The sequence below is a fragment of the Pseudomonas coleopterorum genome, from assembly GCF_900105555.1.
Lineage (GTDB): Bacteria > Pseudomonadota > Gammaproteobacteria > Pseudomonadales > Pseudomonadaceae > Aquipseudomonas > Aquipseudomonas coleopterorum.
Map to the genome: position 1 here is coordinate 241,200 of NZ_FNTZ01000001.1, position 23,602 is coordinate 264,801.

General features: G+C 63.6%; 22 protein-coding genes. 11 read left to right on the top strand and 11 right to left on the bottom strand.

The window, feature by feature from the left end; genetic code table 11:
* Positions 1-81: 81 nt before the first annotated feature.
* Positions 82-1,035: a glutathione synthase gene (gene gshB / locus BLV18_RS01090; RefSeq protein WP_049861705.1), complete on the bottom strand. Its 954-nt coding sequence runs from the start codon at positions 1,033-1,035 to the stop codon at positions 82-84.
* 219 nt (positions 1,036-1,254) lie between these two features.
* Between gshB and BLV18_RS01095 the strand changes: the two genes are divergently transcribed.
* The 7 genes from BLV18_RS01095 to BLV18_RS01125 all read left to right on the top strand — a co-directional run bounded on the left by BLV18_RS01095 (position 1,255) and on the right by BLV18_RS01125 (position 10,015).
* Positions 1,255-1,644 (top strand): response regulator transcription factor, encoded by a 390-nt coding sequence (locus BLV18_RS01095; protein WP_049861706.1) that lies wholly within the window; start codon positions 1,255-1,257, stop codon positions 1,642-1,644.
* Positions 1,645-1,698: 54 nt separating this feature from the next.
* On the top strand, positions 1,699-2,064 hold the full coding sequence (gene pilH, locus BLV18_RS01100) for a twitching motility response regulator PilH (RefSeq protein WP_049861745.1): 366 nt from the start codon (positions 1,699-1,701) through the stop codon (positions 2,062-2,064).
* 9 nt (positions 2,065-2,073) lie between these two features.
* Entirely contained in the window at positions 2,074-2,613 is a 540-nt protein-coding gene (locus tag BLV18_RS01105; RefSeq protein WP_049861707.1) for a chemotaxis protein CheW, read from the top strand.
* Positions 2,614-2,671: 58 nt separating this feature from the next.
* Positions 2,672-4,729 carry a methyl-accepting chemotaxis protein gene (locus BLV18_RS01110; protein WP_049861708.1) on the top strand — a complete coding sequence of 686 codons (2,058 nt, stop codon included), beginning with the start codon at positions 2,672-2,674 and terminating at the stop codon, positions 4,727-4,729.
* A gap of 2 nt (positions 4,730-4,731) precedes the next feature.
* A complete protein-coding gene (locus BLV18_RS01115; RefSeq protein ID WP_090355610.1) occupies positions 4,732-8,721 on the top strand; it encodes a hybrid sensor histidine kinase/response regulator in 3,990 nt (1,329 codons plus the stop codon).
* Complete coding sequence (locus BLV18_RS01120; RefSeq protein ID WP_090361921.1) at positions 8,714-9,169, top strand: chemotaxis protein CheW; 456 nt, start codon at positions 8,714-8,716, stop codon at positions 9,167-9,169. The genes BLV18_RS01115 and BLV18_RS01120 overlap by 8 nt, the downstream gene beginning before the upstream one ends.
* Positions 9,170-9,256: 87 nt before the next feature.
* Positions 9,257-10,015: a substrate-binding periplasmic protein gene (locus tag BLV18_RS01125; protein WP_090355612.1), complete on the top strand. Its 759-nt coding sequence runs from the start codon at positions 9,257-9,259 to the stop codon at positions 10,013-10,015.
* Between the two features lie 16 nt (positions 10,016-10,031).
* Here the strand turns inward: BLV18_RS01125 and BLV18_RS01130 are convergent, their stop codons facing one another.
* The 4 genes from BLV18_RS01130 to gpmI all read right to left on the bottom strand — a co-directional run bounded on the left by BLV18_RS01130 (position 10,032) and on the right by gpmI (position 15,008).
* A complete protein-coding gene (locus BLV18_RS01130) occupies positions 10,032-10,787 on the bottom strand; it encodes a divergent polysaccharide deacetylase family protein (protein ID WP_090355616.1) in 756 nt (251 codons plus the stop codon).
* Position 10,788: 1 nt separating this feature from the next.
* Complete coding sequence (locus BLV18_RS01135) at positions 10,789-12,114, bottom strand: S41 family peptidase (protein WP_049861712.1); 1,326 nt, start codon at positions 12,112-12,114, stop codon at positions 10,789-10,791.
* A 62-nt stretch (positions 12,115-12,176) separates the two neighbouring features.
* On the bottom strand, positions 12,177-13,469 hold the full coding sequence (locus BLV18_RS01140) for a murein hydrolase activator EnvC family protein (protein WP_090355618.1): 1,293 nt from the start codon (positions 13,467-13,469) through the stop codon (positions 12,177-12,179).
* A gap of 3 nt (positions 13,470-13,472) precedes the next feature.
* Positions 13,473-15,008: a 2,3-bisphosphoglycerate-independent phosphoglycerate mutase gene (gene gpmI / locus BLV18_RS01145; protein ID WP_090355620.1), complete on the bottom strand. Its 1,536-nt coding sequence runs from the start codon at positions 15,006-15,008 to the stop codon at positions 13,473-13,475.
* A 217-nt stretch (positions 15,009-15,225) separates the two neighbouring features.
* Here gpmI and BLV18_RS01150 point away from each other — a divergent pair, with 217 nt between their 5' ends.
* From BLV18_RS01150 to secB, 3 genes are read left to right on the top strand one after another with little or no spacing between them, the layout of a single operon-like run.
* Positions 15,226-15,639 carry a rhodanese-like domain-containing protein gene (locus BLV18_RS01150; RefSeq protein ID WP_090355623.1) on the top strand — a complete coding sequence of 138 codons (414 nt, stop codon included), beginning with the start codon at positions 15,226-15,228 and terminating at the stop codon, positions 15,637-15,639.
* Between the two features lies 1 nt (position 15,640).
* Complete coding sequence (grxC, locus tag BLV18_RS01155) at positions 15,641-15,895, top strand: glutaredoxin 3 (RefSeq protein ID WP_090355625.1); 255 nt, start codon at positions 15,641-15,643, stop codon at positions 15,893-15,895.
* Between the two features lie 47 nt (positions 15,896-15,942).
* The gene (gene secB, locus BLV18_RS01160) at positions 15,943-16,425 is read left to right on the top strand and encodes a protein-export chaperone SecB (protein WP_049861717.1); all 483 of its coding nucleotides are present in this window, start codon (positions 15,943-15,945) and stop codon (positions 16,423-16,425) included.
* A gap of 103 nt (positions 16,426-16,528) precedes the next feature.
* On the opposite strand, the gene trmL is transcribed toward secB, so the two are convergent.
* Positions 16,529-16,984 (bottom strand): tRNA (uridine(34)/cytosine(34)/5-carboxymethylaminomethyluridine(34)-2'-O)-methyltransferase TrmL, encoded by a 456-nt coding sequence (trmL, locus tag BLV18_RS01165; RefSeq protein ID WP_090355627.1) that lies wholly within the window; start codon positions 16,982-16,984, stop codon positions 16,529-16,531.
* Between trmL and BLV18_RS01170 the strand changes: the two genes are divergently transcribed.
* Positions 16,983-17,423: a hypothetical protein gene (locus BLV18_RS01170; RefSeq protein ID WP_090355630.1), complete on the top strand. Its 441-nt coding sequence runs from the start codon at positions 16,983-16,985 to the stop codon at positions 17,421-17,423. The two genes, trmL and BLV18_RS01170, sit on opposite strands and share 2 nt — an antisense overlap.
* Before the next feature lie 580 nt (positions 17,424-18,003).
* On the opposite strand, the gene ntrC is transcribed toward BLV18_RS01170, so the two are convergent.
* The 5 genes from ntrC to glnA all read right to left on the bottom strand — a co-directional run bounded on the left by ntrC (position 18,004) and on the right by glnA (position 23,443).
* Entirely contained in the window at positions 18,004-19,440 is a 1,437-nt protein-coding gene (ntrC, locus tag BLV18_RS01175) for a nitrogen regulation protein NR(I) (RefSeq protein WP_049861720.1), read from the bottom strand.
* A complete protein-coding gene (gene glnL, locus BLV18_RS01180; protein ID WP_043191452.1) occupies positions 19,437-20,522 on the bottom strand; it encodes a nitrogen regulation protein NR(II) in 1,086 nt (361 codons plus the stop codon). The genes ntrC and glnL overlap by 4 nt, the downstream gene beginning before the upstream one ends.
* Positions 20,523-20,792: 270 nt before the next feature.
* A complete protein-coding gene (locus BLV18_RS01185) occupies positions 20,793-21,392 on the bottom strand; it encodes a DUF4124 domain-containing protein (RefSeq protein WP_090355632.1) in 600 nt (199 codons plus the stop codon).
* Positions 21,389-21,904 carry a DUF4124 domain-containing protein gene (locus BLV18_RS01190; RefSeq protein ID WP_090355634.1) on the bottom strand — a complete coding sequence of 172 codons (516 nt, stop codon included), beginning with the start codon at positions 21,902-21,904 and terminating at the stop codon, positions 21,389-21,391. Before BLV18_RS01190 ends, BLV18_RS01185 begins: the two co-directional genes overlap by 4 nt.
* Before the next feature lie 132 nt (positions 21,905-22,036).
* A complete protein-coding gene (gene glnA / locus BLV18_RS01195) occupies positions 22,037-23,443 on the bottom strand; it encodes a glutamate--ammonia ligase (protein WP_049861723.1) in 1,407 nt (468 codons plus the stop codon).
* Positions 23,444-23,602: the final 159 nt, after the last annotated feature.

Genomic DNA, 23,602 nt, shown 5'->3' on the forward strand with positions numbered 1-23,602 from the left:
CGGCAGGCATGCAACCCGGGCGACGATGCGCGCCCGGCAACTGAAAGGGCGTGCATCATAACCCGTAGCAGGGACGTAGGGTCAGCGTGCCTTGAGCTTGCGATCGATGGCTTCCATCAATTGGCCACCGATATCGGTGCCGAAAGCCGCGTCGATTTCGCGAATGCAGGTGGGGCTGGTGACGTTGATTTCGGTCAGGTGCTCACCGATCACGTCCAGGCCGACGAACAGCAGGCCCCTGGCGCGCAGCGACGGGCCGACCTGTTCGGCGATCCAGCGGTCCTTGTCGCTCAGCGGGCGCGCTTCGCCGCGACCACCGGCGGCCAGGTTGCCGCGGGTTTCACCGCTGGCCGGAATGCGCGCCAGGCAGTACGGCACCGGCTCGCCGTCGATCATCAGGATGCGCTTGTCACCGTCCTTGATCGCCGGCAGGTAGCGCTGCGCCATGATCTGTTGGGTGCCCATGGCCGTCAGGGTTTCGAGGATCACCGACAGGTTCGGGTCGCCCACCCGATGGCGGAAGATCGAGGTGCCGCCCATGCCGTCCAGCGGCTTGAGAATGACGTCGCCATGCTCGGCAGCGAACTCGCGCAGGATGTCGGCGCGGCGGCTGACCAGCGTGGGCGGAGTCAGTTGCGGGAACAGCGTGGCGAACATCTTCTCATTGCAGTCGCGCAGGCTCTGCGGCTTGTTCACCACCAGCACGCCAGCGGCTTCGGCTTGTTCGAGCAGGTAGGTGCTGTAGACGAATTCGAGATCGAAGGGTGGGTCCTTGCGCATCAGGATGACGTCGAGATCGGCCAGCGGTGCGTCGAATTCCGACTCGAACTCGAACCAGTGCTGCGGATCGGCGAAGACCTTGAGCGGACGCATCCGGGCGCGGGCCTGGCCCTGGCCTTGATACAGGTCCTGGATTTCCATGTGGAACAGCGACCAGCCACGCGCCTGTGCGGCCAGCAGCATGGCCAGCGAGCTGTCCTTCTTGTAGGAGATGTTGGCGATCGGGTCCATGACAATGCCGAGGCGAACGCTCATGGGGTAGCTCCTGTACGCGGGACGTGCCGCTTGCGAATGGGTCTTGGAAAGTGGCGTCAGGGTGGCGCCGCGTGGCCCGCAGGTCAAGGGGCAGCGGCCATGGAACGCCGTGGGAGAGTGTGCTAAAAAGGCTCGGGCATCTCTATTGGCCGGATGGCCCTTTCGCGAGTCGTCTGCCCGCGAACGGGCCCATCGGAAAAATCGCACACCAGAGCCTCCATGAAAACGCCTGACGCCTTCAAGATCATGGTGATCGACGACTCCAAGACGATTCGTCGCACCGCCGAGCTGTTGCTCGAACAGGCAGGCTGCCAGGTGATCACGGCCCTCGATGGTTTCGACGCCTTGGCCAAGATCGTCGACGAGCGTCCCGATATCATCTTCATCGATGTCATGATGCCGCGCCTGGATGGCTACCAGACCTGCACGCTGCTCAAGAGCAACAGTGACTTCAGTGCGATTCCGGTCGTGATGTTGTCGTCGCGTGATGGCCTGTTCGACAAGGCCTGCGGCCGCACCGCAGGCTCGGATCAATTTCTGACCAAGCCTTTCAGCAAGCAAGAACTGCTCGCCGCGATCCGTGCCCATGTGCCGGGTTTCGCCGCGTAGCGAACGATGTCCGGCCCTGGCGCGTGCCAGGGTCTTCACCGCATGGGGAACAGCATGGCTCGAATCCTGATCGTCGATGATTCGCAGACGGAAACCTACAAACTCACCGGCATGCTGGAAAAGCACGGTCATGAAGTGCTCAAGGCTCAGAACGGTGCCGATGGCGTGGCCCTGGCCCGGCAGGAAAAGCCCGACGCGGTCCTGATGGACATCGTCATGCCGGGCCTGAACGGCTTCCAGGCTACACGCCAGTTGCATAAGGATGAAGAAACCGTGGGCATTCCGGTGATCATGATCACTACCAAGGATCAGGAAACCGATAAGGTCTGGGGCACCCGTCAGGGCGCCAAGGGCTACCTGACCAAGCCGGTGGATGAGGAGACCCTGATCCAGACGTTGAACACCGTACTGGCCGGTTGACCCGCCCCGATGCTGGAGTCACGCACCGCATTCGACCTGCTGCTGGATATCGACCAGCGCTGCCGTTTGCTGGCCGCCGAATTGCCTTCTCAGGAACTGCGTCTGCAGACGTGGAGCGGCATTGGCTTTCGCCTGGCCGGGCACTGGTACGTCGCGCCGATGGGCGAGGTCGCCGAAGTGCTGCCCGAACCCCGCAGTACCCGCCTACCGGGCGTCAGGCCTTGGGTCGTGGGTGTGTCGAATCTGCGTGGGCGCCTGTTGCCGGTCATCGACCTGGGCGGCTTCTTTGGCCATGCCCTGTCGCCGCAGCGCAAACAGCATCGAGTATTAGTGGTGGACCGCGCGGACATCTTCGTCGGCCTGCTGGTGGACGAAGTGGCCGGCCTGCAGCACTTCGGTTCCGCCAGCCACGAGCCTTCAGTGCCTGACACGGCACTCCCTGCGGCCGTGCCGTTCCTGCAAGGGCACTTCGTGCGTGAACACCGCTGGTGCGTGTTCAGCCCGGACCGCCTGGTACAAGCCCGCGCTTTTCTGGATGTAGCACTCTGAGCATGCCTATGCGTATCTCCATCTTTTGCACCGAATTCTTCCTGCGCAGGTTTGCACGATGATCAAGCGCTGGCCAGGCAACTCCCTGCTGGGCTCCCGAGCCGGTGCGCAGATCATCGGGCTGTTCGTGGCCCTGGTGATCTTCATCGTGTTGTTGTTCGCCAACTTCACCTACCTCAACACCCAGTCCACCTACGACAAGCAGTACATCGGCCATGCTGGCGAGTTGCGCGTGTTGTCTCAGCGCATCGCCAAGAACGCCACCGAGGCCGCCGCCGGCAAGACCGCAGCGTTCAAGCTGCTGGCGGATGCGCGCAACGATTTCGAGCGGCGCTGGGGCTTTCTCAAGGAAGGCGACAGCGCCACCGGGCTGCCTGCAGCCCCCGCGGCGATGCGTGAGCAGATGCGCCTGGTGCAGCGTGACTGGGACGAGTTGCGACAGAATGCCGATGCCATCCTGGCCAGCGAACAGACCGTGTTGTCGCTGCACCAGGTGGCCGCGACCCTGGCCGAAACGGTGCCGCAGCTGCAGGTCGAATACGACAAGGTCGTCGACACCCTGCTGCGCGGGGCAGCGCCTGCCAGCCAGGTGGCCGTGGCGCAACGTCAGTCGCTGCTGGCCGAGCGCATTCTGGGGGCCGTCAACACGGTGCTGTCCGGCGATGAAAGCGCGGCCCAGGCAGCGGAGAGCTTTGGTCGCGACGCCAACCGCTTCGGTCAAGTGCTGGGCGGCATGCTCGACGGCAATGCGCTGATCCGGGTGACCCAGGTGCAGGACCCGGAAGCCCGTGCCCGTTTGCGCGAGATCGCCGAGCTGTTCCAGTTCGTCTCGGGCAGCGTCGACGAGATCCTGGAAACCTCGCCCGAACTGTTTCAGGTACGGGCTTCGGCCAGCAACATTTTCAACCAGTCGCAGACCCTGCTCGAAGAAGCCTCGCGCCTGGCCAGCGGCTTCGAGAACCTGGCCAACGGCCGTTCTGCCGGCACGGTCGGAGGCTATATCCTCGGCCTGTTGGCGTTGGCTTCGATCATTCTGATCGCGCTGGTGATGGTGCGAGAAACCAAGCGGCAGTTGCGCCAGACCGCCGAGAAAAGCGAGCGCAATCAGGCCGCGATCATGCGCCTGCTCGACGAGATCGGCGGGTTGGCCGATGGCGACCTGACCGTGACCGCCTCGGTCACCGAAGAATTCACCGGTGCCATTGCCGACTCGATCAATCACTCCATCGACCAGCTGCGTGATCTGGTCGCCACCATCAACCTGACCGCCGAAGAAGTGGCGACTGCCGTCCAGGACACCCAGGCCACCGCTCACCAACTGGCAAGGGCGTCGGGGCATCAGGCGCAGCAGATCAGCGACGCGTCGGTGGCGATCAGCGACATGGCCCAGTCGATCGACCGGGTGTCGACCAACGCCTGGGAATCGGCCAAGGTCGCCGACCGTTCGGTGACCATCGCCAACAAGGGCAGCGAGGTGGTGAACAACACCATCCAGGGCATGGACAACATTCGCGAGCAGATTCAGGACACGGCCAAGCGCATCAAACGGCTGGGTGAATCGTCCCAGGAGATCGGTCACATCGTCAGCCTGATCGACGACATTGCCGACCAGACCAGCATTCTCGCCCTGAACGCGGCGATCCAGGCTTCCATGGCGGGCGAGGCCGGTCGTGGTTTTGCTGTGGTGGCGGATGAAGTGCAGCGCCTGGCCGAGCGCTCGTCCTCCGCGACCCGGCAGATCGAGACGCTGGTGCGGGCGATCCAGGCCGACACCAATGAGGCGGTCACTTCCATGGAACAGACCACCTTCGAGGTGGTGCGCGGTGCGCGCCTGGCCCACGATGCTGGCATTGCCCTGGAAGAGATCGAAGGCGTATCCCAGGATCTGGCCGAGCTGATCCAGATCATTTCCAGCGCGGCCCAGCAGCAGACCAGTTCGGCAGGGCAGATCTCGCACACCATGTCGGTGATCCAGCAGATCACCGAGCAGACGTCCTCGGGCTCCAGTGCCACGGCTGAAAGCATTGGCAACCTGGCGCAGATGGCCAGCGAGATGCGCCGTTCGGTGTCCGGCTTCACCCTGCCTGCGCCCAGCCCCGATGCGAACCCGGAGTGATCATGGCTGAACGGCACGAATACGTACTCCCGGCCTTGTGCGAGGAGTTGCTCAAGGTCAAGTCGCAGCTGGACCTGTTCGTGCGCGGCGGGCGCGAGTACACCCAGGAACTGAACGCCCTGATGGCACCTTTGCGGCAGATTGCCGACGCCTTGGCGGTGCTGGGTTTCGGTCAGCCTCGCAAGGTGATCATCGATCAGTTGGCAGTCATTCAGGGTCTGATGCAGGGCACGCGCGAACCCAACGACGCGGTGTTGATGGACGTCGCCGGAGCCCTGCTCTATGTCGAGTCCACATTGGCTGGCATGGCCGGCCCCAATGATGCTCCCGGGCGCGACGAGCCGCAGGCGTCCAGCACCGACCTGATGCAGATTCGCCATGTGGTGATGCGCGAAACCCGTTTCGGGCTGCAGGAGGCCAGGGATGTCCTGACCGACTCCACCGACGGGCAATGGGATCTGCCACGCCTGCAGGCACTGGCCCCGCTGCTGACGCAGTTGCGCGGCGCCCTGGTCATGCTGGCGCTGCCCCGGGCGGCTGCAGTGCTGCAGGCTTGCAACCAAGTTGTTCAAGACAGCCTGCTGGCCGGCCCGCAGGCTTCATGGGAACGGGTCGTGACCGGACTGGCGGCCGTCGAGGACTATCTGCAGCGCACCAGCGAGGCACCGCAGCTCGCCCACGAGCCTGTGTTGGAAGTGGCTGAGACGGCCTTGGCAATGACGGCGCCGCAAGCCGAGCCACTTGCCACGCCAGCAACCGAGCGGGGCCTGGAGTCCGAGCCGCTGGATACGCAACTGCTGGAGATCTTTCATAGTGAAGCCCTGAGCCACCTGAGCGGTGTCGAACGGTTTCTCGCGCTGGACGAGCAGGGCAACGATGTCGCGGTCACCGATGAGTTGCAGCGGGCCCTGCATACGCTCAAGGGCAGCGCGCTGGTGGCCGGGGTCACGCCGTTGGCCGAGCTGGCCACCGCGTTCGACGTCATGGCCCGCGAGCTGCGTGCCCACCGGCTGCCGTTCCAGGGCCAGGAATTGAGCCTGCTGGGCGACGCCCACTATCTGATGCGGCAGAAGCTGCTGCAGTTGCCCGCGCAGCCCTTGACACCCATCCCTGGCGCCGCCGAATTGATCCGAAGCGTGCAGGAATGCACCGCCGAGCGCCTGCAGGGCGTGCAGGCGCAAGGTGATGCCCGGCAGGTCCAGGCGCCGCAACTGATCGAGCGGCTGCTGGACGAGGGCATGGATATCCTCCTGGATGCCGAGCGTCTGCTGCAGCGCTGGCAGCAGCATCCGGACAGCCGTCAGGAGTTGCCGATTCTGCTCGACCAACTGACGCTGCTGGGCGAACAGGCGCAATTGACCGATGTGCAGGCGCTCGACGAGCTGTGCGAGGCCTTGCTCGACCTCTACGGTGCGGTCGAAGAGAGCAGCCTGAGCGTCAGTCCCGGCTTTTTCCAGGAAGCCGAGCAGGCCCAGGAAGCCATGATCGGCATGCTCGACCAGTTGGCCGCAGGCCAGGAGGTCAAGGCGCAGCCCATCCATGTGCGGGCCCTGCGCACATTGCTGCAGGGGTCTCTGGACCCGCACGCCATGGGCGTGGTGCAGCGCGACGGCGGGGCGATGATCGATCTCGCCCGGCTTGGCAGCGGGGTTGCCAACGCTGGCGACGAAGAATCGATTGAACAGACCCAGCGGCGCTGGCTGAGCGAGTCGGACGCTGACAGCGAGGCCGAGGACGCCGACGACGGCGAGTTGTTGAGTATCTTCATCGAAGAAGGCCTGGACATCGTCGAAAGCGCCGGCGCTGCGCTTCTGCGCTGGCAGGCCGAGCCCGCCAACCACCTCGAAGCGGAAAACCTGCTGCGCGACCTGCACACACTCAAGGGCGGGGCGCGGATGGTGGAGATCGGTCCGCTGGGCGATCTGGCCCATGAACTGGAATCGGTCTACGAACGCATCTCTCAAGGCCAGCTGCAGGCCTCGACGCAGTTGTTCGGCTTGCTGCACAAAGGTCACGACCGTCTGGCGCAGATGCTCGATGCGGTTCGCTCCGGGCAACCCTTGCCGGCGGCCGGGAAGCTGATTGCCGCGATCGCCGAGTTCGCTACGGGCAGTGAGCCAGCGCCTGCCAACCTGCCCAAGCCTGCGGCTGCCGAACCGGTGGCGGCGGAGCGTGGTCCGGTCGATGTGATCAAGGTCGGCGCCGAGCTGCTCGACGAGTTGGGCAACCTGGCTGGCGAGACATCCATCTTTCGCGGGCGCATCGAACAGCAGGTCAATGACGCGCAGGTGGCGTTGCAGGAAATGGAAACCACCATCGAACGCATGCGCGACCAGTTGCGCCGTCTGGACACCGAAACCCAAAGCCGCATCCTCAGCCGCCAGCAGGTGGAGGGCCAGGGTTACGAAGATTTCGACCCATTGGAAATGGATCGTCATTCGCAGTTGCAGCAGCTGTCACGTGCCTTGTTCGAATCGGCGTCGGACCTGCTCGACCTCAAGGAAACCCTGGCCGGACGCAACCTGGAGGCGCAGACCTTGCTGCAGCAGCAGGCGCGGGTCGACAGCCAGTTGCAGGAAGGCCTGATGCGTACGCGCATGGTGCCGTTCGAGCGCCTGGTGCCGCGCTTGCAGCGGGTGGTGCGGCAGGTCGCCGAGGAGTTGGGCAAGGAGGTCGAGTTCGAAGTCAGCGAGGCCCAGGGCGAGATGGACCGCAGTGTGCTGGAGCGCATGATCGCGCCGCTCGAACACATGCTGCGCAACGCCGTCGACCATGGCCTGGAGCCGGTCGAGATGCGAATGGCGGCCGGCAAGCCCGCCGTGGGGCACATTCGCCTGGCCTTGCTGCACCAGGGCGGCGACATCGTCATCGAAATGAGTGACGACGGTGCCGGGGTGCCCCTGGCTGCGGTGCGGGCCAAGGCGATCAAGCGCGGCTTGCTGGATCCGCACAGCGAGCTCAGCGATCACGACGTGCTGCAGTTCATCCTGCAACCCGGTTTCTCCACGGCCACCAAGGTCACACAGATTTCCGGCCGGGGCCTGGGCATGGACGTGGTCCATGAAGAGGTCAAGCAGTTGGGCGGCGCCATGAGTATCGACTCGCGGCCAGGGCAGGGCGCACGGTTCCAGATTCGCCTGCCGTTCACTGTGTCGGTCAATCGTGCCTTGATGGTGCAGTGCGGTGAGGAACAGTACGCGATCCCGCTGAACAGCATCGAGGGCATCGTGCGGGTCTTGCCCGGCGAGTTGCACGACGCCTACCAATCCGCTCCACCGCGCTACGGCTACGCCGGGCGGGTCTACGACCTGCGCTATCTGGGTACCTTGCTGCATGGGCTTGCCGTGCCCTCGCTGACCGCGCAAAGCCAGCCTTTGCCGGTGCTGCTGGTGCGCGCCTTCGATCAGCAGGTGGCGGTGCAGGTCGATGCCCTGGCCGGCTCCCGCGAAATCGTGGTGAAGAGCCTGGGCGCCCAGTTCGCGGCGGTACCAGGCCTGGGTGGGGCGACCATTCTCGGCGATGGCAGCGTGGTGCTGATTCTCGATCTGCTGGCGCAGTTGCGTGCCCGCCAAGGGGTGGCTGCGCCCCGCACCGGCTACCAGCACGGCGCGCAGGTGCGGCGCTTGCAGGTACTGGTGGTCGACGACTCGGTGACCGTGCGCAAGGTCACCAGCCGCCTGCTGGAACGCCACGGCATGCAGGTGCTGACGGCCAAGGATGGGGTCGATGCCATGGCGCTGTTGCAGGAATACAGCCCCGACATTCTCCTGCTGGACATCGAGATGCCGCGCATGGACGGTTTCGAAGTGGCGCGGCGTGTCCGCCGGCATCCCACGCTCAGGCATCTGCCGATCATCATGATCACCTCGCGCACCGGCCAGAAGCATCGCGAGCGGGCGATGGCCATCGGCGTAAACGAATACCTGGGCAAGCCCTATCAGGAGAATCAGTTGCTCGAATGCATCGAACGCTGGGGTGAACCCCATGCTTGACCGGGCGATTGGCCGCCGCGACAGCCTTACCGCGCTGTTGTTGCCCCTTGCCGACCGCAATCTGCTGCTGCCCAACGTGGCGGTGGCCGAGTTGATCGACTACCTGCCCGGTGAGCCGGTGTTGGGAGCCCCTCGTTGGCATCTGGGGATGATCGAGTGGCGCAACCTGCGCCTGCCGCTGGTCAGCTTTGAGGCTGCCAGCGGCGGCGAGGCGGTGATCGGCGAGCGCGCACGCATCGTCGTGCTCAACGCCTTGGGCGAAACCTCGATGCGTTTCATCGCCGTGTTGATCCAGCACGTGCCTCGCTCGTGCCGGGTCGACAGTCAGTTGAGCTACGTGGACGTGCCGCTCAAGCCGCTGGAAATGGCCGCCGTGCAGGTCGGCGAAACCGTGGCCCGGGTGCCGGACCTGGCCGCTCTGGAAAACCTGCTGCACAGCGCGTTGTAGACACATTGTCGCGTAATCGTTGCAGCGCTTTACAGCGGTCGGCGCGCCCGGCACTCTGGCCATTGTCATTGTTGCAGGGACCTCGTAATGCTCCACCGCACCTTTCTCGCCTTCGCCCTCTGTGCTGCGCTGTTCAGTGGCAGTGCCGTGCGCGCCGAAGTTCCGGCGGGCTATTCGATGGTGTTGCTGACCGAGAACTTTCCGCCCTACAACATGGCCAGCAACGACAAGAACTTCGCCCAGGAAGACAACATTCGCGGCATCGCGACCGAGCTTGTGCAGGAAATGTATCGGCGGGCCGGGATTCCCTACAGTATGACCCTGCGCTTTCCCTGGGACCGTATCTACAAGCTGGCCCTGAACAATCCCGGCTATGGGGTATTCGTCACCGCCCGTCTGCCCGAGCGCGAACAGGCCTTCAAGTGGGTCGGTCCTCTGGGGCCGGATGACTGGATCATGCTGGCCCGGGCAGACAGCTCGATCACCCTGGAGAATCTCGACCAGGCCCGGCCCTATCGGATCGGCGCCTACAAGGGCGATGCCATCGCGCAAAGTCTGGCCGAGCGGGACATGCGTCCGATCCTCGCGCTGCGCGACCAGGACAACGCGCGCAAGCTGCTCGACGGGCAGATCGACCTGTGGGCCACGGGTGACCCGGCGGGTCGATACCTGGCTCGTCTGGAAGGGATCAATGGGCTCAAGACGGTGCTGCGTTTCAACAGCGCCGAGCTGTTTCTGGCGCTGAACAAGGAGACACCGCCGGAGGTGGTCGAGCGCCTGCAGCGAGCGCTCGATGACATGCGTCGCGAAGGCGTGGTCGATCGGGTCTTCGCCAAGTATCTATGACACTCGGCAGCGTGGATCAGTGGTAGATCCCGCCCTTGCCGTGAGCGGCCGTCGCGCGGTTGCCGCGCTCGCCGATCATCTGCCGGACCGGTATCCACTCCACTCCCTTGGCCTTCAAGCGCGGTAGTTCGCGCTCCAGCACTTCCAGGGTCTGTGGATAAGGGTGGCCGATGATCACCACCGTGCCCTGCTTGTGCGCCAGGGCAATGGCTTTCTCGAGCTGGCCAGCGATCGCCTCGACGGTGCGCGTGTCGTCCAGGAAGACATCCCGCGACAGGCTGGCCAGGCCAATGCTCTGGGCCTTGGCGGCGGCCACGGTGGCTGCGCTGGTGCGGCTGTCGACGAAGAACATGCCGTGCTGCTGCAATTCGTTCATCAGCAGGGCCATGGCCTCGGGCTGCGACGTCATGCGGCTGCCCTCGTGGTTGTTCAGGCCGGCGGCATAGGGCACGGCTCGCAAGGCAGCCTGCAGGCGGCCAAGCAATTCACTGGCAGGCATGTCGGGACGCCAGGCGAACGGGCCGGTCGCGGGGTCCATGGGCATGTGCACCATCACGGTCTTGCCGGCCTTGTGCGCCTGACGAGCGAAATCGGCCGCATGCGGGGTATCGGGCATGATCGCCAGGGTCACCGGACCGGGCAGGGCCAGGGTGCGACTGTCTCGGGCCGGCGACTGGCCAAGGTCGTCGATGATCAGGCTCAGGTAAGCCGGACCGGCGAAGGCCGGTCCGGCCGTCAGCAGCAACATGGCCAGCAACAGAACGCGGCGCATGTCAGTTGCCGCGCGTCACGCTCAGGCCCTTGAGCAGGCTGAGAGCCTGGCTGATCTGGAAGTCGTCGTCCTGCGGCCGCGCCTTGCGGGCGCCGATCGCTGTCTTGCCCGATGGCCGGTCGGCGCCACCGTTGCCGTTGCCAAGGTGACCCTGCAGGTCGGCTTCCTTGAAGCTTTCGGTATCGGCGTCGCGGGTCACCTTGCCCTGGCGCACTTCGACGTCCGGGACGATGCCCTGGGCCTGGATCGAGCGACCATTGGGCGTGTAGTACAACGCCGTGGTGATTTTCAGGGCGCGGTCGTTGTTCAGCGGCAGCACGGTCTGCACCGAGCCCTTGCCGAAGCTGTCGGTGCCCATGAGGATGCCGCGCTTCTGGTCCTGCAGCGCACCGGCGACGATTTCCGCCGCCGAGGCGCTGCCGCCGTTGATCAATACGACCAGAGGCACGCGCTCGCTGGCGTCTGCCGGGTCGGCGGAGAAGCGCAGTTCAGAGTTGGCGATACGGCCCTTGGTGTACACGATCAGGCCCTTGGTCAGGAAGTGGTCGGCCACCTCGACCGCGCTTTGCAGCACGCCGCCGGGGTTGTTGCGCAGGTCGAGGATCAGCCCCTTGAGCTTGCCGTTGTTGTCCTTGCGCAGCTTCGCCAGGGCCTTGCCGACTTCTTCGCCGGTTTTGACCTGGAACTGAGTGATGCGCAGGTAGCCGTAGCCGTTTTCCAGCAATTGCGCCTTGACGCTCTTGACCTGGATGGTGGCGCGCGCAAGCGTCACGTCGAAGGGCGTGCCACCGTCGCGCACCAGGGTCAGGGTGATCTTCTCGCCGAGCTTGCCGCGCATCAGGTCGACGGCTTCGGTCATGCTCAGGCCCTGGGTGGGCTGGTTGTTGATCTTGACGATCAGGTCGCCCGCCTCGATGCCGGCCTTGGAGGCTGGCGTATCGTCGATGGGCGAGACCACCTTGATCATGCCGTTGTCGCTGCCCACTTCGATGCCCAGGCCGCCGAACTCGCCGCTGGTGCTTTCCTGCAGCTCCTGGAAGTCCTCGGGGCCCAGGTAGGCCGAGTGGGGGTCCAGGTTGCTGAGCATGCCCTTGATGGCGTTTTCCAGCAGGGTCTTGTCATCCACAGGCTCGACATAGGCCGCCTTGATGCGGTCCATCACCTCGGCGAAGGTCCGCAGCTCGTCCAGCGGCAAAGGCGCTGCGGCCGGGGCCGCACTCGCCGCCCGGGCGGGCTGGGGGGACAGATCGGCAGCGACCACCGCAGGGGCGGCGGTGGCCACGGCGATCGTCAGGGCCAGCGAGGTAAGGCGGGACAGATGCGGCATGTCTAACAGACTCCTGATACGGGTTCGCGCCTTTGAGGGCTGCTTTTGAACGACTGCGCCAGTCAACCGCGACACCACTGCGAAGGGTCGGTCGGTTTGCCTTGCTGGCGTATTGCAAAATACAGCGCTGGCGTGCTCTGCCCGCCGCTGGTTCCTACGGTGGCGATGGCATCACCGGCCTTGACCACGTCGCCGGCCGATTTGAGCAGGGTCTGGTTGTGGCCGTACAGGCTGAGGTAACCGTTGCCATGGTCGAGAATGACCAGAAGCCCGGCGCCGCGCAACCAGTCGGCGAAGACCACGCGGCCACCGTGCACCGCATGCACCTGGCTGCCGGCCGAGGCACTGATCATCACCCCATCCCATTTGGTACGAACGTCGTCACCGCGGGTTTCCCCGAAGCGTGCCAACAGTCGACCATCGACAGGCCATGGAAGTTTTCCCCGCGCCGAGGCAAATGCACCGCCGAAGCTCTCGCCGCTGCTCGACGCCATGGGGCCCGTTGGTGCACGAGGCGCCTGGGGCGCGGGTGTCGGCGCCTCTCGGGCGGCGGCTGCAGCCGCTTCACGCTGGCGACGCTGTTCGGCCTCCTGAGCGGCGAGCAGGGCCTTCTGCCGCGCTTCCTCGGCCTCGCGTGCCTGGCGGGCCAGGGTTTCCTCGATGGTCTTGAGCACCTTGGCCAGGTCTTCCTGATCCTGTTGGCGGGCCTGCAGCTTCTGATCGCCTTGCTTGTACTGGTCGTTGAGCTTGGCCAGGGCGACCTGGCGCTCCTTGCGCACCTTGTCGAGGTCTTCGCGCTGGCTGTCCAGGTTGCCTTGCTGCACCAACAGCTGCGCCTGCTGCAGATTGATGTCCTTTTCCACACCGGCCAGCTTCTGCAAGGTCTGGTTGAAGCGTTTCAACTGTTCCAGGCGGGCCTGGCTCAGGTAGTCGTAATACGTCAGGGTGCGGGCGAACTTCTCCGGGTTCTGCTGGTTGAGCAGAAGCTTGAGGTATTCCTGGCGCCCGCTCTGATAGGCCGCGCGGGCCTGGATGGCAATGAGGCGTTGCTGTTCGACCCGGGCGGCCTGGAACTTGGCTTTCTCGCCATCGAGACGCTCCAGCTCGCCCTCAGTCTTTTTTAGTTCTTTCTGCAGGGCCTCCACCTGCTTTTCCAGCTTGCCCATCTCGGTTTCGGTCGTGCGCAGCTCTTTCTGCACCCCGGATCTTTCTGCCTGCAGCGTGCCAAGGGTTTTCTGCAGCTCGGCGATGTCCTTGCGGGTGGCATCGATCTGCTGCTGGGTTTGCGCGCGCTCGTCGGCGAAGGCCGGGCCGAGCAGGCAGGTCAGGGTCAGGAACGTCAGGGCGCGGAGCATGGGTCAGCCTTGTACCAGGATCGAGGTGCCGGTCATTTCTTCGGGCTTGGGCAGGCCCATCAACCAGAGCATGGTCGGCGCCACGTCGGCCAGCACGCCGCCTTCGCGAACCTTGACGTCGCGCTTGCCGACGTAGATGAACGGCACCGGCTCGGTGGTGTGCGCGGTATGTGCCTGACCGGTGCAGACGTCTTCCATCTGCTCGCAGTTGCCGTGGTCGGCGGTGATCAACGCTTCGCCACCGACCTTGTCGAGTGCGGCGGTGATACGGCCTACGCAGGTGTCCAGGCACTCCACCGCCTGGATCGCGGCGGCCATGATGCCGCTGTGGCCTACCATGTCGCCGTTCGCGTAGTTGACCACGATGACGTCATAGCGCTGCTGCTCGATGGCTTCGACGATGCGGTCGGTCACTTCCGGCGCGCTCATTTCCGGCTGCAGGTCGTAGGTTGCAACCTTCGGCGAGGGCACCAGAATGCGTTCTTCGCCGGGGAACTCTTCTTCGCGGCCGCCGGAAAAGAAGAACGTCACGTGGGCGTACTTTTCGGTTTCGGCGATGCGCAGCTGGGTCTTGCCGTTCTTCGCCAGGTACTCGCCCAGCACGTTGTTCAGGCCGGTAGCGGCAAATGCCGCCGGTGCCGGAATCTTCGCCGAGTATTGGGTCAGGCCGACATAGCCGGCCAGCTTGGGCTGGCGTGCGCGTGGGAAATCGTTGAAATCGTCTTCGACGAATACGCGGCTGAGCTCGCGCGCGCGGTCGGCGCGGAAGTTCATGAAGATCACGGCGTCGCCGTCTTCGACACGGACGGGCTCGCCTACCGTGGTGGCCTTGACGAATTCGTCGCTCTCGCCACGCTCGTAGGCGGCCTGCAAACCCTGCACGGCAGTGGCGGCATGGAATTCCGAGGTGCCGTCGACAATCAGGTTGTACGCAGCGCTGACGCGATCCCAGCGGTTGTCGCGATCCATGGCGAAGTAACGCCCGATCAGGCTGGCTGTGCGACCGTGGCCGAGACGGGCGAAGGTCGCGTCCATCAGTTCCAGCGAGGCCTGCGCACTCTTGGGCGGTGTGTCGCGACCATCGAGGAAAGCATGCAGGTAGAGCTTCTGCGCGCCGCGACCGGCGGCCAGCTCGGCCATGGCGACCAGGTGGTCCTGATGGCTGTGCACGCCACCGTCGGACAGCAGACCCATGAAGTGCACCGCCTTACCGGCTGCGACGGCCTTGTCCACGGCCGCGCAGATGGTGGGATTGGTGAAGAACTCGCCATCGCGGATGGCCTTGGTCACGCGAGTGAAGTCCTGATACACCACACGCCCGGCGCCCAGGTTCATGTGGCCGACTTCCGAGTTGCCCATCTGCCCGTCGGGCAGGCCGACATCCATGCCCGAGCCCGAGATCAAGCCGTTGGGCTGGCTTGCCGTGAGTGCATCGAGCACCGGCTTGCGAGCCGAATAGACCGCGTTGTACTCGTGGTTTTCGCTGTGACCGAAACCATCGAGGATGATCAGGACCAGGGGTTTGGGCGTGGTTGTCATGGATCCCACTCGCTATGTCAGAAGAGCATTCAGGAGAAGCCCGGCATTTTAGGGCATTGCGGGGCTGTGTGACGAATCATGGCGGTTTATTTCATCGCGGACGCAAGAACAACAAGCACAGACCCGCAATGAGGCCGAGCGGTTCCGTCCGGCGGGCTTTGGCCGGACTTGGCGGCTGTGTATACTGGCCGACATTTTAACGCCCTGGAACCCGCTGATGGTTGCTCACCTGATTGAATTCGCCACAAATCACTATCTGCTCGTGACCGCGTTCGTGGTCCTGCTGGTCATGCTGATCATGCTGGAAATGAGCAAGGGTGCCAAAAGCCTCAGCCCCCGCGAGCTGACTGCGCTGGTCAACAGCGAGCAGGGCGTGGTCGTGGACATCCGCAACAAGAAGGAATACGCCGCTGGCCACATCGTCGGTGCCTTGAGCATTCCTCAGGACAAGCTGGCCAGCCGCATCGGCGAGCTGGAAAAGTACAAGGGCAAGACCCTGATCGTGGTCGACGCCATCGGCCAGCACGCCGGCACTGCCTGTGCCGAGCTGGTCAAGGCCGGCCACACCGCCGCCAAACTGGCCGGTGGCGTATCGAGCTGGCGTGCCGACAACCTGCCCGTGGTGAAGTGACATGAAGCCGATCGTCGTCTACTCCAGTGACTATTGCCCGTACTGCTCGCGCGCCAAGTACCTGCTGGAAAGCAAGAAAGCGAAGTTCACCGAGATCAAGGTCGACGGCAAGTCCGATCTGCGCCGCGAAATGGCCGCCAAGGCCGGCCGCACCTCGGTGCCACAGATCTGGATCGGCGACTTGCACGTCGGCGGCTGCGACGATCTGTTCGCCCTCGAGCGCACCGGCAAACTGGACGCGTTGCTGGGGGCCTGATTCGGTCCCCTCTACCCCCACACCTCTGAAGATCACAAGGATCAGCGATGACCGATCAAGCGAACAATGGCGCTGCCGCCGAAAACGAACCGCAGTTCTCGCTGCAGCGCATCTACGTGCGTGACCTGTCGTTCGAAGCCCCGAAAAGCCCGGCGATCTTCCGCCAGCAGTGGGAACCCAGCGTTTCCCTGGACCTGAACACCCGCCAGAAAGGCCTGGAAGGCGACTTCCACGAGGTCGTGCTGACCCTGTCGGTCACGGTCAAGAATGGCGAAGAAGTGGCGTTCATCGCCGAAGTGCAACAGGCCGGTATCTTCCTGATCAAGGGTCTGGACGAAGGCTCGATGAGCCACACCCTAGGTGCTTTCTGCCCCAACATCCTGTTCCCGTATGCCCGCGAGACCCTGGACAGCCTTGTGACTCGCGGTTCGTTCCCGGCGCTGATGCTCGCTCCGGTGAACTTCGACATGCTCTACGCGCAGGAACTGCAACGCATGCAGGAATCGGGCGAAGCCCCTTCTGCCCAGTAAGCATGGCCGTGCTGTGAACGAAAAGCGCCTTCCGGGGCGCTTTTTTTGTGTGTGCGTGCTGCCTCTTTCGCGGGCCCTCTGCCCGCGAAGAGGCCCTCAAGCCCTACTCAAACCCCAGCTGTCGCCACGCCTCATACACCGCCACCGCCACGGTATTGGACAGATTCAAGCTGCGGCACCCCTCGCGCATCGGCAGGCGCAACTTGTGCTGGCTGTCCAGCGCGTCCAGCACCTCGGCCGGCAGCCCACGGCTTTCCGGACCGAACAGGAATGCATCGCCCTTCTTAAAGCTGGCATCATGAAACGGTCGCGAACCCTTGGTGGTGAACGCGAACACCCGTGGCTGCCCCAGGCTTTCCAGGCAACTGGCCAGGTCGGCATGGCGCTGCAGCGTGGCATATTCGTGATAATCCAGGCCGGCCCGACGCAAGCGCTTGTCGTCCAGCTCGAAGCCGATCGGCTCTATCAGGTGCAAGGCACAACCGCTGTTGGCACACAGCCTGATAATGTTGCCCGTATTGGGTGGAATCTCTGGTTGAAAAAGGATCACGTGAAACATGCGCGGCACCGAACTGAAGGACGGGCAGCATTCTACTCCTGATCCGAGCGAGCGTTCGCAACTGTGGCCACGGGTCTTGGGCTCGCTGGCCCTGTTCGGCCTATTGATCGGCCTGATGATCGGCCGCCTGACCAATCCCGAGCCTGCTCGTCTGGACAACATCGAAGTGCACCGCGACCAGTTGGTGCTGTGGTTCAACGACGAGCCGAAGGTGCATGCCGAGGTGGTCGAAGGAACGGTGGCGATGCTGTTCGACGCCACGGGTGCGCCGGCCAGCGGGCGGTTGCTGGTGGACGGCAAGCCGGTGACCTGGCGCATTCAGCGCAGTGAGGAGGGGTTGTTGTTGACCGCCGTGGCGGCGCGTCCCTTGCAGATGCAATGGCGCGCGGTGCAGGTCGATGGACGTTGGCAAACCACCATCGAGCTGGGCGAGCAATAAAAGAGGGGACTCCAGCCTGCCTGTACCGAAGCCCCCCAAGCGGGGATGAAATACCTGGCGCGGGGCCAGGTGTTTCGGTGTAAAGAAGGGGAGTCCCGGCCTGCCTGTACCAAGGTCCCCAAAACAGTTGTGCGGTATTCCAGCCTTGGCTGGAGTCGCGGTGTAAAGAGGGAATCCCCGGCCTGCCTGTACCAAGGTTCCCGAAACTGGGTAATGATTAGTACATTGCAGCGCGCGTGCCAGTTTTGTTGCAGAAGCTTTCTGAGCACCCCAGAAATTTTTATATGCTTTCTATCTGATTGAAATATAAGAAAAAATAATTTTTCTCGGATATCGGTCTTTTAGCTCATTGAAACGAACGAGGTTTTATCCGAACGGTCAGCGATGTTCAGCAGCGCATCGTGTGGGTGCACTGCACAAGGCCAATGCACAAAAGCGGAGAGTTTCTACAAGCCCCTGTAGCAGCGGCGCGAGCCGCGTCGGCGGTATATGCGGTCTATCTGACCCACCGCGGTGAGGCCGGACGCGGCTTGCGCCGCTGCTACAGGGATCGGGTATGCCCGTGGCGGTGTGCGCGACGTCAGGCTTCCTCGACTTCGTCCTCGTCGGCGCCATCGACTTTCATGCCCAGCTCCTTGATCTTGCGGGTCAGGGTGTTGCGTCCCCAACCCAGGAGCACGGCGGCGTCGCGACGGCGTCCGGCGGTGTGCTTCAGGGCCGTCTCGATCATGATCCGCTCGAAACTGGGCACGGCGCTGTCGAGCAGGCTCGACTGGCCGCGTGCCAGGGCCTGGTCGGCCCACTGTCGCAGCGCCTGCTCCCAGTTGGTTACCGGTGCTGCGTCCTGCGGCAGGCTCAGCAGTTCGGGCGGCAGATCGCTGGTGTGCACTTCCCGGCCCGATGCCATCACGGTGATCCAGCGGCAGGTGTTCTCCAACTGACGCACGTTGCCAGGCCATGGCAGGTTCTTCAGGTATTCCTCGGTTTCGCTCTTGAGCAGCTTGGGCTCGACCGCCAGTTCCTGGGCGGCACGGCTGAGGAAATGGCGGGCCAGGGTCGGGATGTCTTCGCGGCGGTCCGACAGGCGCGGGATGTGGATGCGGATCACGTTGAGGCGATGGAACAAGTCTTCGCGGAACTTGCCGGCGTGCACCAGGGTTTCCAGGTTCTGGTGGGTGGCGGCGATGATACGCACGTCGACCTTGACCGGAATGTGCCCGCCAACGCGATAGAACTCGCCATCGGCCAGCACGCGCAGCAGGCGCGTCTGGGTATCGGCCGGCATGTCGCCGATTTCGTCGAGAAACAGCGTACCGCCGTCGGCCTGTTCGAAACGTCCACGGCGCAGGTTGGCTGCGCCGGTGAAGGCGCCCTTTTCATGGCCGAACAGCTCCGACTCCATCAGGTCCTTGGGAATCGCCGCCATGTTCAGCGCGATAAAAGGCGAAGCGGCCCGTGGGCTGTGCCGGTGCAGGGCGTGGGCGACCAGTTCCTTGCCGGTGCCCGACTCGCCGTTGATCAGCACGGTGATGTTGGAGTGGCTGAGTCGGCCGATGGCGCGGAAGACTTCCTGCATGGCCGGCGCTTCACCGATGATCTCGGGCGTGCGGGTCAATGCCGGGACCTCGGTCAGGCCCTGCTGTTCCTGCGCGTGCTGGTTGGCGCGCTTGACCAGCGAGACCGCCTCGTCGACGTCGAACGGCTTGGGCAGGTACTCGAAAGCGCCGCCTTGGTAGGAGGCTACCGCGCTGTCCAGGTCCGAATGGGCTGTCATGATGATCACCGGCAGGCGCGGATGCTGTTCCCGAATGCGCGCCAGCAGGTCCAGGCCACTGGCGCCGGGCATGCGGATGTCGGAGATGATCACGTCGGGCTGCTGGCGTGCCAGCCGGCTCATGACGCCATCGGCGCTGTCGAAGCTTTGGGTGGTCATGCCTTCTTGCTGCAGGGCCTTTTCCAGTACCCAGCGGATGGAACGGTCGTCATCGACGATCCAGACAGTTTCACTACGGCTCATGACGAAGCGGCTCCTTGTTCCAGCGGCAGGAAGATCGAAAAAGTGGTGTGGCCGGGGTGGCTTTCACATTCGATCAAGCCTTGGTGCTGACTGATGATGTTCTGGGTAATGGCCAGCCCCAGGCCGGTGCCGTCGGGACGACCACTGACCATGGGGTAGAAGATGGTTTCCTGCAGTTGGGCCGGAATGCCCGGACCGTTGTCGGTGATCTCGATCTTGCTCACCAGGCGGTGGCGCACATGGCCGATGGTGAACTGGCGCATGGCGCGGGTGCGCAGGCTGATGCGGCCCAGGCGCAGCTCGTTCTGGCCGCTGATGGCCTGCATGGCGTTGCGCACGATGTTGAGCACCGCCTGGATCATCTGTTCGCGGTCGATCAGGACATCGGGAATGCTAGGGTCGTAGTCGCGCACCAAGGTGATGCAGCCCTGGCTTTCGGCCTCGACCAGATTGGCCACCCGCTCCAGCACCTCGTGGATGTTGGTCATGGCCAGCGAGGGCAGCTTGTTCGAGCCAAGCATGCGGTCGACCAGGTTACGCAGGCGGTCGGCTTCCTCGATGATGACGTTGGTGTAGTCCTTGAGACTTTCCTCGGGCAGCTCGCGGGCCAGCAGTTGGGCAGCACCGCGGATGCCGCCGAGTGGGTTCTTGATTTCGTGGGCCAGGCCGCGCACCAGCATCTTGGTGGTTTCCTGCTTGGACAGCTGAGCCTCTTCCTTGGTGATGCGCAACAGGCGATCGCGCGGGTGCACTTCGAGCAGTAGCCACGTTGCGCCGTTGCTGAGAATCGGCGTCACGGCATAGTCGACCGTCAGCGTCTGGCCAGCCAGCGCGGTCAGCATCGCTTCGCGCTTGGTGAAGGGATGCGCCTGCTCCACGGCTTGGCGCAGGGAATTCAAGGCTTCGGTCGATTCGGTGAACAGTTCGCTGATGAATTGACCATGGCTGCGCTGGCCACTGATCGCCAGCAACATCTCGGCTGCGGGGTTCATGTACTCAAGGCGCAGGTCGGCATTGAGCAGAATGGTGGCAGTGGTGAGGTTGTCGAGTAACAGTCGGTGCAGAGCATCGCTGATGGTCATGGGGACAGGTGACCTCTTTTGGCACAGGGCGCCCGTGGCAATGCCCGGGTTCGCGCGCGAAACAAACTCGCTGGTGCAGGGAAAATGCAAGAACCAAACCAAGGCTCCGAAAAGAAGCGTCGATCGTACAAATGAGTGCTACAGGTGCTCAGCACCAGCGCGAAAACCCGCGGGGTGCAGCGAGATCGAACCAAAATGGCCCGTTCCGACATTCGGCAGCCGTGATAGTGCACCAATCAAGTGCGCCAGTGTTAGCCGCCGGGTCGCGGCTCAGTCGTCTTCGGGTTTGTCTTTGAGCGGGCATTCCGGACGTACGCCGTAATCGGCAGTCCGGCAAGGATGAACACGGCGCTTCTGGATCAGCGAGATGCGCTGCAGATGAACCGGCTGGGCAGGTGTGCGCTCGATCACATGGTCCTCCTGATCGATGATCTCGGCAGCCAGGGTATGGGTGCCGCGGTCAACATTGCTCAGGGCGAATACCGGGCTACGGCCCGGAGCCTGCGCGATTTCACCGTCCAGCAGCAGGCGGTAGCGATGGTTCGGCTGCAAGGCCGGCTCGCTGGTGAGGGTGACGATCAGTGAACCGTCTTCCTCGCGCACGGCGGTGTCCGGCAGCGGGCCGAGGATGCGCAGCATCTGGTAGCGCATCACCGTCGATTTGCTCGGCACGACCACCTTGCCGGTGCGTGGCGGTGTGACGGTCGCCGGTGCGCTGGTGCCGGAGCGTGTCGGCATCGGCACGCGTTCGGCGCCTTTGCCGGGCTGGTCGGTGAACACCCGGTTGCCGTTGGCGTCGACGTAGGTGTACACCGCAGCCTGTGCGGATGCAGCGATCAATATCAGCCAGAGCAGGGCAGGGTACCTCACGGCAGGTGAACCCGCTGCACCGTGAAGGTGACGGTGGCGCTTTCCTGGATGACCGCTTCCTGGCTGTCGACCACCTGCACCGCCAGGCTGTGTTCACCGCGATCGACGTTCACCAGTTGCAGGCGCGGCACGTTGGTCGGCTGACCATAGGGCTGGCCGTCGAGGACCAGGCGTAGCCGGTCTCCCGAGCGCAGGCGGGGCACGATCGCTACGCCGACATCGAAGGTACCGTTATTGGCGCGCAGGGCTTCGTCACTCGGCAGGCCGGTCAGTTCCAGCTGGCTGTACTGAGTCTGCGGCACCTGGACGGCCGTGCTGGGCAGGGTCACCGGCGCCGGCTTGCGCGGCGAGTCGACGCTGTTGAGCGGCGGCAGTTCGACCGTCTGGCTCGCGCGCCCCTCGGGAGGCTGGTTGCTGTAGGCGGTGTTGCCCTGGGCATCGGTGTACTTGTAGATCTGCGCGGCGGCAGGCAGCGAACACAGCAGTAAAAGCGAGGCTAGGGGTGAGCGCATGGAAACTTCTCTGAGTGGCGCTTGCATGAAGGCCAGCATAGAGCAAATGGCAGGTCGGGTGCACCGAGGCTGTGGCGACCGCGCAACGAAAAAAGGCCACCCGAGGGTGGCCTTTCTGTCACATCACAGGGATCAGACGCTGTAGTACAGGTCGTATTCCAGTGGGTGTACGAAGGTACGGACCTTGATTTCTTCTTCGCTCTTCAGAGCGATGAAGGCATCGATGAAGTCGTCGCTGAACACGCCGCCCTTGGTCAGGAACGCACGGCCCTTGTCCAGCTCTTCCAGGGCTTCCTTCAGGCTGCCGCAAACCTGCGGGATTTCCTTGGCCTCTTCAGGCGGCAGGTCGTACAGGTTCTTGTCGGCGGCATCGCCAGGGTGGATCTTGTTCTGGATGCCGTCCAGGCCAGCCATCAGCAGGGCCGCGAAGGCCAGGTACGGGTTGGCTGCCGGATCCGGGAAGCGGGCTTCGATACGACGGCCCTTAGGGCTGTTGACGTAAGGAATGCGGATCGAAGCGGAACGGTTGCGAGCCGAGTAGGCCAGCATCACTGGTGCTTCGAAGCCTGGGACCAGACGCTTGTAGGAGTTGGTCGACGGGTTGGTGAAGCCGTTCAGTGCCTTGCCGTGCTTGATGATGCCGCCGATGAAGTACAGGGCGGTATCGGACAGACCGGCATAGCCTTCGCCAGCGAAGGTGTTTTTGCCTTCCTTGGAGATCGACATGTGCACGTGCATACCCGAGCCGTTGTCACCGTACAGTGGCTTGGGCATGAAGGTAGCGGTGCGGCCGTAGGCGTCGGCAACGTTGTGCACGACATACTTCAGGGTCTGCACTTCATCGGCCTTGGCGACCAGGGTGTTGAACTTGACGCCGATTTCGTTCTGGCCGGCAGTCGCCACTTCGTGGTGGTGAACTTCGACGACCTGACCCATCTCTTCCAGTGCGTTGCACATGGCAGTACGGATTTCGTGGTCATGGTCGACCGGTGGCACTGGGAAGTAGCCGCCTTTCACGCCTGGACGGTGGCCCTTGTTGCCGCCGTCGACGTCCTGGTCGGTCATCCAGGAAGCCTGTTCCGAGAAGATCTTGAACATGGAGCCGGAGATGTCCGACTTGAACTTCACTTCGTCGAAGATAAAGAACTCAGGCTCGGGACCGACGAACACGGTGTCACCGATACCGGTCGACTTCAGGTATTCCTCGGCACGGTGGGCAATGGCGCGCGGGTCGCGATCGTAGCCTTGCATGGTCGACGGTTCGATGATGTCGCAGACCAGAATCAGGGTCGGCTCTTCGGTGAACGGGTCGAGCACGGCGGTGCTGTCGTCGGGCAGCAGGATCATGTCGGAGGCTTCGATGCCTTTCCAGCCTTCGATGGAGGAGCCGTCGAACATCTTGCCGACTTCGAAGAAGTCGTCGTCCAGTGCATCGCGCGCTGGCATGGTCACGTGCTGCTGCTTGCCTTTGGTATCAGTGAAGCGCAGATCAATCCACTTGACGTCATGATCTTTGATGAGTTGAACCGACTTCGACATGTTGTCCTCCGGGGTGGAATAGGGCCGATTATGGTGAGGGCCCCAAATATGAGTGATGCCGGGCCCGATAGTCGGCCAAGGCAACCTGCCTCACAAGGGAGCAATTTGCATGCCAGTGCCCCGTGATGGGCGCAATGCCGCTGTGCCTGATCCCTATGT

Excerpts from the sequence above, each read along its gene's own strand:
- gshB (WP_049861705.1), bottom strand. The coding sequence starts at position 1,035 with ATGAGCGTTCGCCTCGGCATTGTCATGGACCCGATCGCCAACATCTCC.
- BLV18_RS01095 (WP_049861706.1), top strand. The coding sequence starts at position 1,255 with ATGAAAACGCCTGACGCCTTCAAGATCATGGTGATCGACGACTCCAAG.
- pilH (WP_049861745.1), top strand. The coding sequence starts at position 1,699 with ATGGCTCGAATCCTGATCGTCGATGATTCGCAGACGGAAACCTACAAA.
- BLV18_RS01105 (WP_049861707.1), top strand. The coding sequence starts at position 2,074 with ATGCTGGAGTCACGCACCGCATTCGACCTGCTGCTGGATATCGACCAG.
- BLV18_RS01110 (WP_049861708.1), top strand. The coding sequence starts at position 2,672 with ATGATCAAGCGCTGGCCAGGCAACTCCCTGCTGGGCTCCCGAGCCGGT.
- BLV18_RS01115 (WP_090355610.1), top strand. The coding sequence starts at position 4,732 with ATGGCTGAACGGCACGAATACGTACTCCCGGCCTTGTGCGAGGAGTTG.
- BLV18_RS01120 (WP_090361921.1), top strand. The coding sequence starts at position 8,714 with ATGCTTGACCGGGCGATTGGCCGCCGCGACAGCCTTACCGCGCTGTTG.
- BLV18_RS01125 (WP_090355612.1), top strand. The coding sequence starts at position 9,257 with ATGCTCCACCGCACCTTTCTCGCCTTCGCCCTCTGTGCTGCGCTGTTC.
- BLV18_RS01130 (WP_090355616.1), bottom strand. The coding sequence starts at position 10,787 with ATGCGCCGCGTTCTGTTGCTGGCCATGTTGCTGCTGACGGCCGGACCG.
- BLV18_RS01135 (WP_049861712.1), bottom strand. The coding sequence starts at position 12,114 with ATGCCGCATCTGTCCCGCCTTACCTCGCTGGCCCTGACGATCGCCGTG.
- BLV18_RS01140 (WP_090355618.1), bottom strand. The coding sequence starts at position 13,469 with ATGCTCCGCGCCCTGACGTTCCTGACCCTGACCTGCCTGCTCGGCCCG.
- gpmI (WP_090355620.1), bottom strand. The coding sequence starts at position 15,008 with ATGACAACCACGCCCAAACCCCTGGTCCTGATCATCCTCGATGGTTTC.
- BLV18_RS01150 (WP_090355623.1), top strand. The coding sequence starts at position 15,226 with ATGGTTGCTCACCTGATTGAATTCGCCACAAATCACTATCTGCTCGTG.
- grxC (WP_090355625.1), top strand. The coding sequence starts at position 15,641 with ATGAAGCCGATCGTCGTCTACTCCAGTGACTATTGCCCGTACTGCTCG.
- secB (WP_049861717.1), top strand. The coding sequence starts at position 15,943 with ATGACCGATCAAGCGAACAATGGCGCTGCCGCCGAAAACGAACCGCAG.
- BLV18_RS01170 (WP_090355630.1), top strand. The coding sequence starts at position 16,983 with ATGCGCGGCACCGAACTGAAGGACGGGCAGCATTCTACTCCTGATCCG.
- trmL (WP_090355627.1), bottom strand. The coding sequence starts at position 16,984 with ATGTTTCACGTGATCCTTTTTCAACCAGAGATTCCACCCAATACGGGC.
- ntrC (WP_049861720.1), bottom strand. The coding sequence starts at position 19,440 with ATGAGCCGTAGTGAAACTGTCTGGATCGTCGATGACGACCGTTCCATC.
- glnL (WP_043191452.1), bottom strand. The coding sequence starts at position 20,522 with ATGACCATCAGCGATGCTCTGCACCGACTGTTACTCGACAACCTCACC.
- BLV18_RS01190 (WP_090355634.1), bottom strand. The coding sequence starts at position 21,904 with ATGCGCTCACCCCTAGCCTCGCTTTTACTGCTGTGTTCGCTGCCTGCC.
- glnA (WP_049861723.1), bottom strand. The coding sequence starts at position 23,443 with ATGTCGAAGTCGGTTCAACTCATCAAAGATCATGACGTCAAGTGGATT.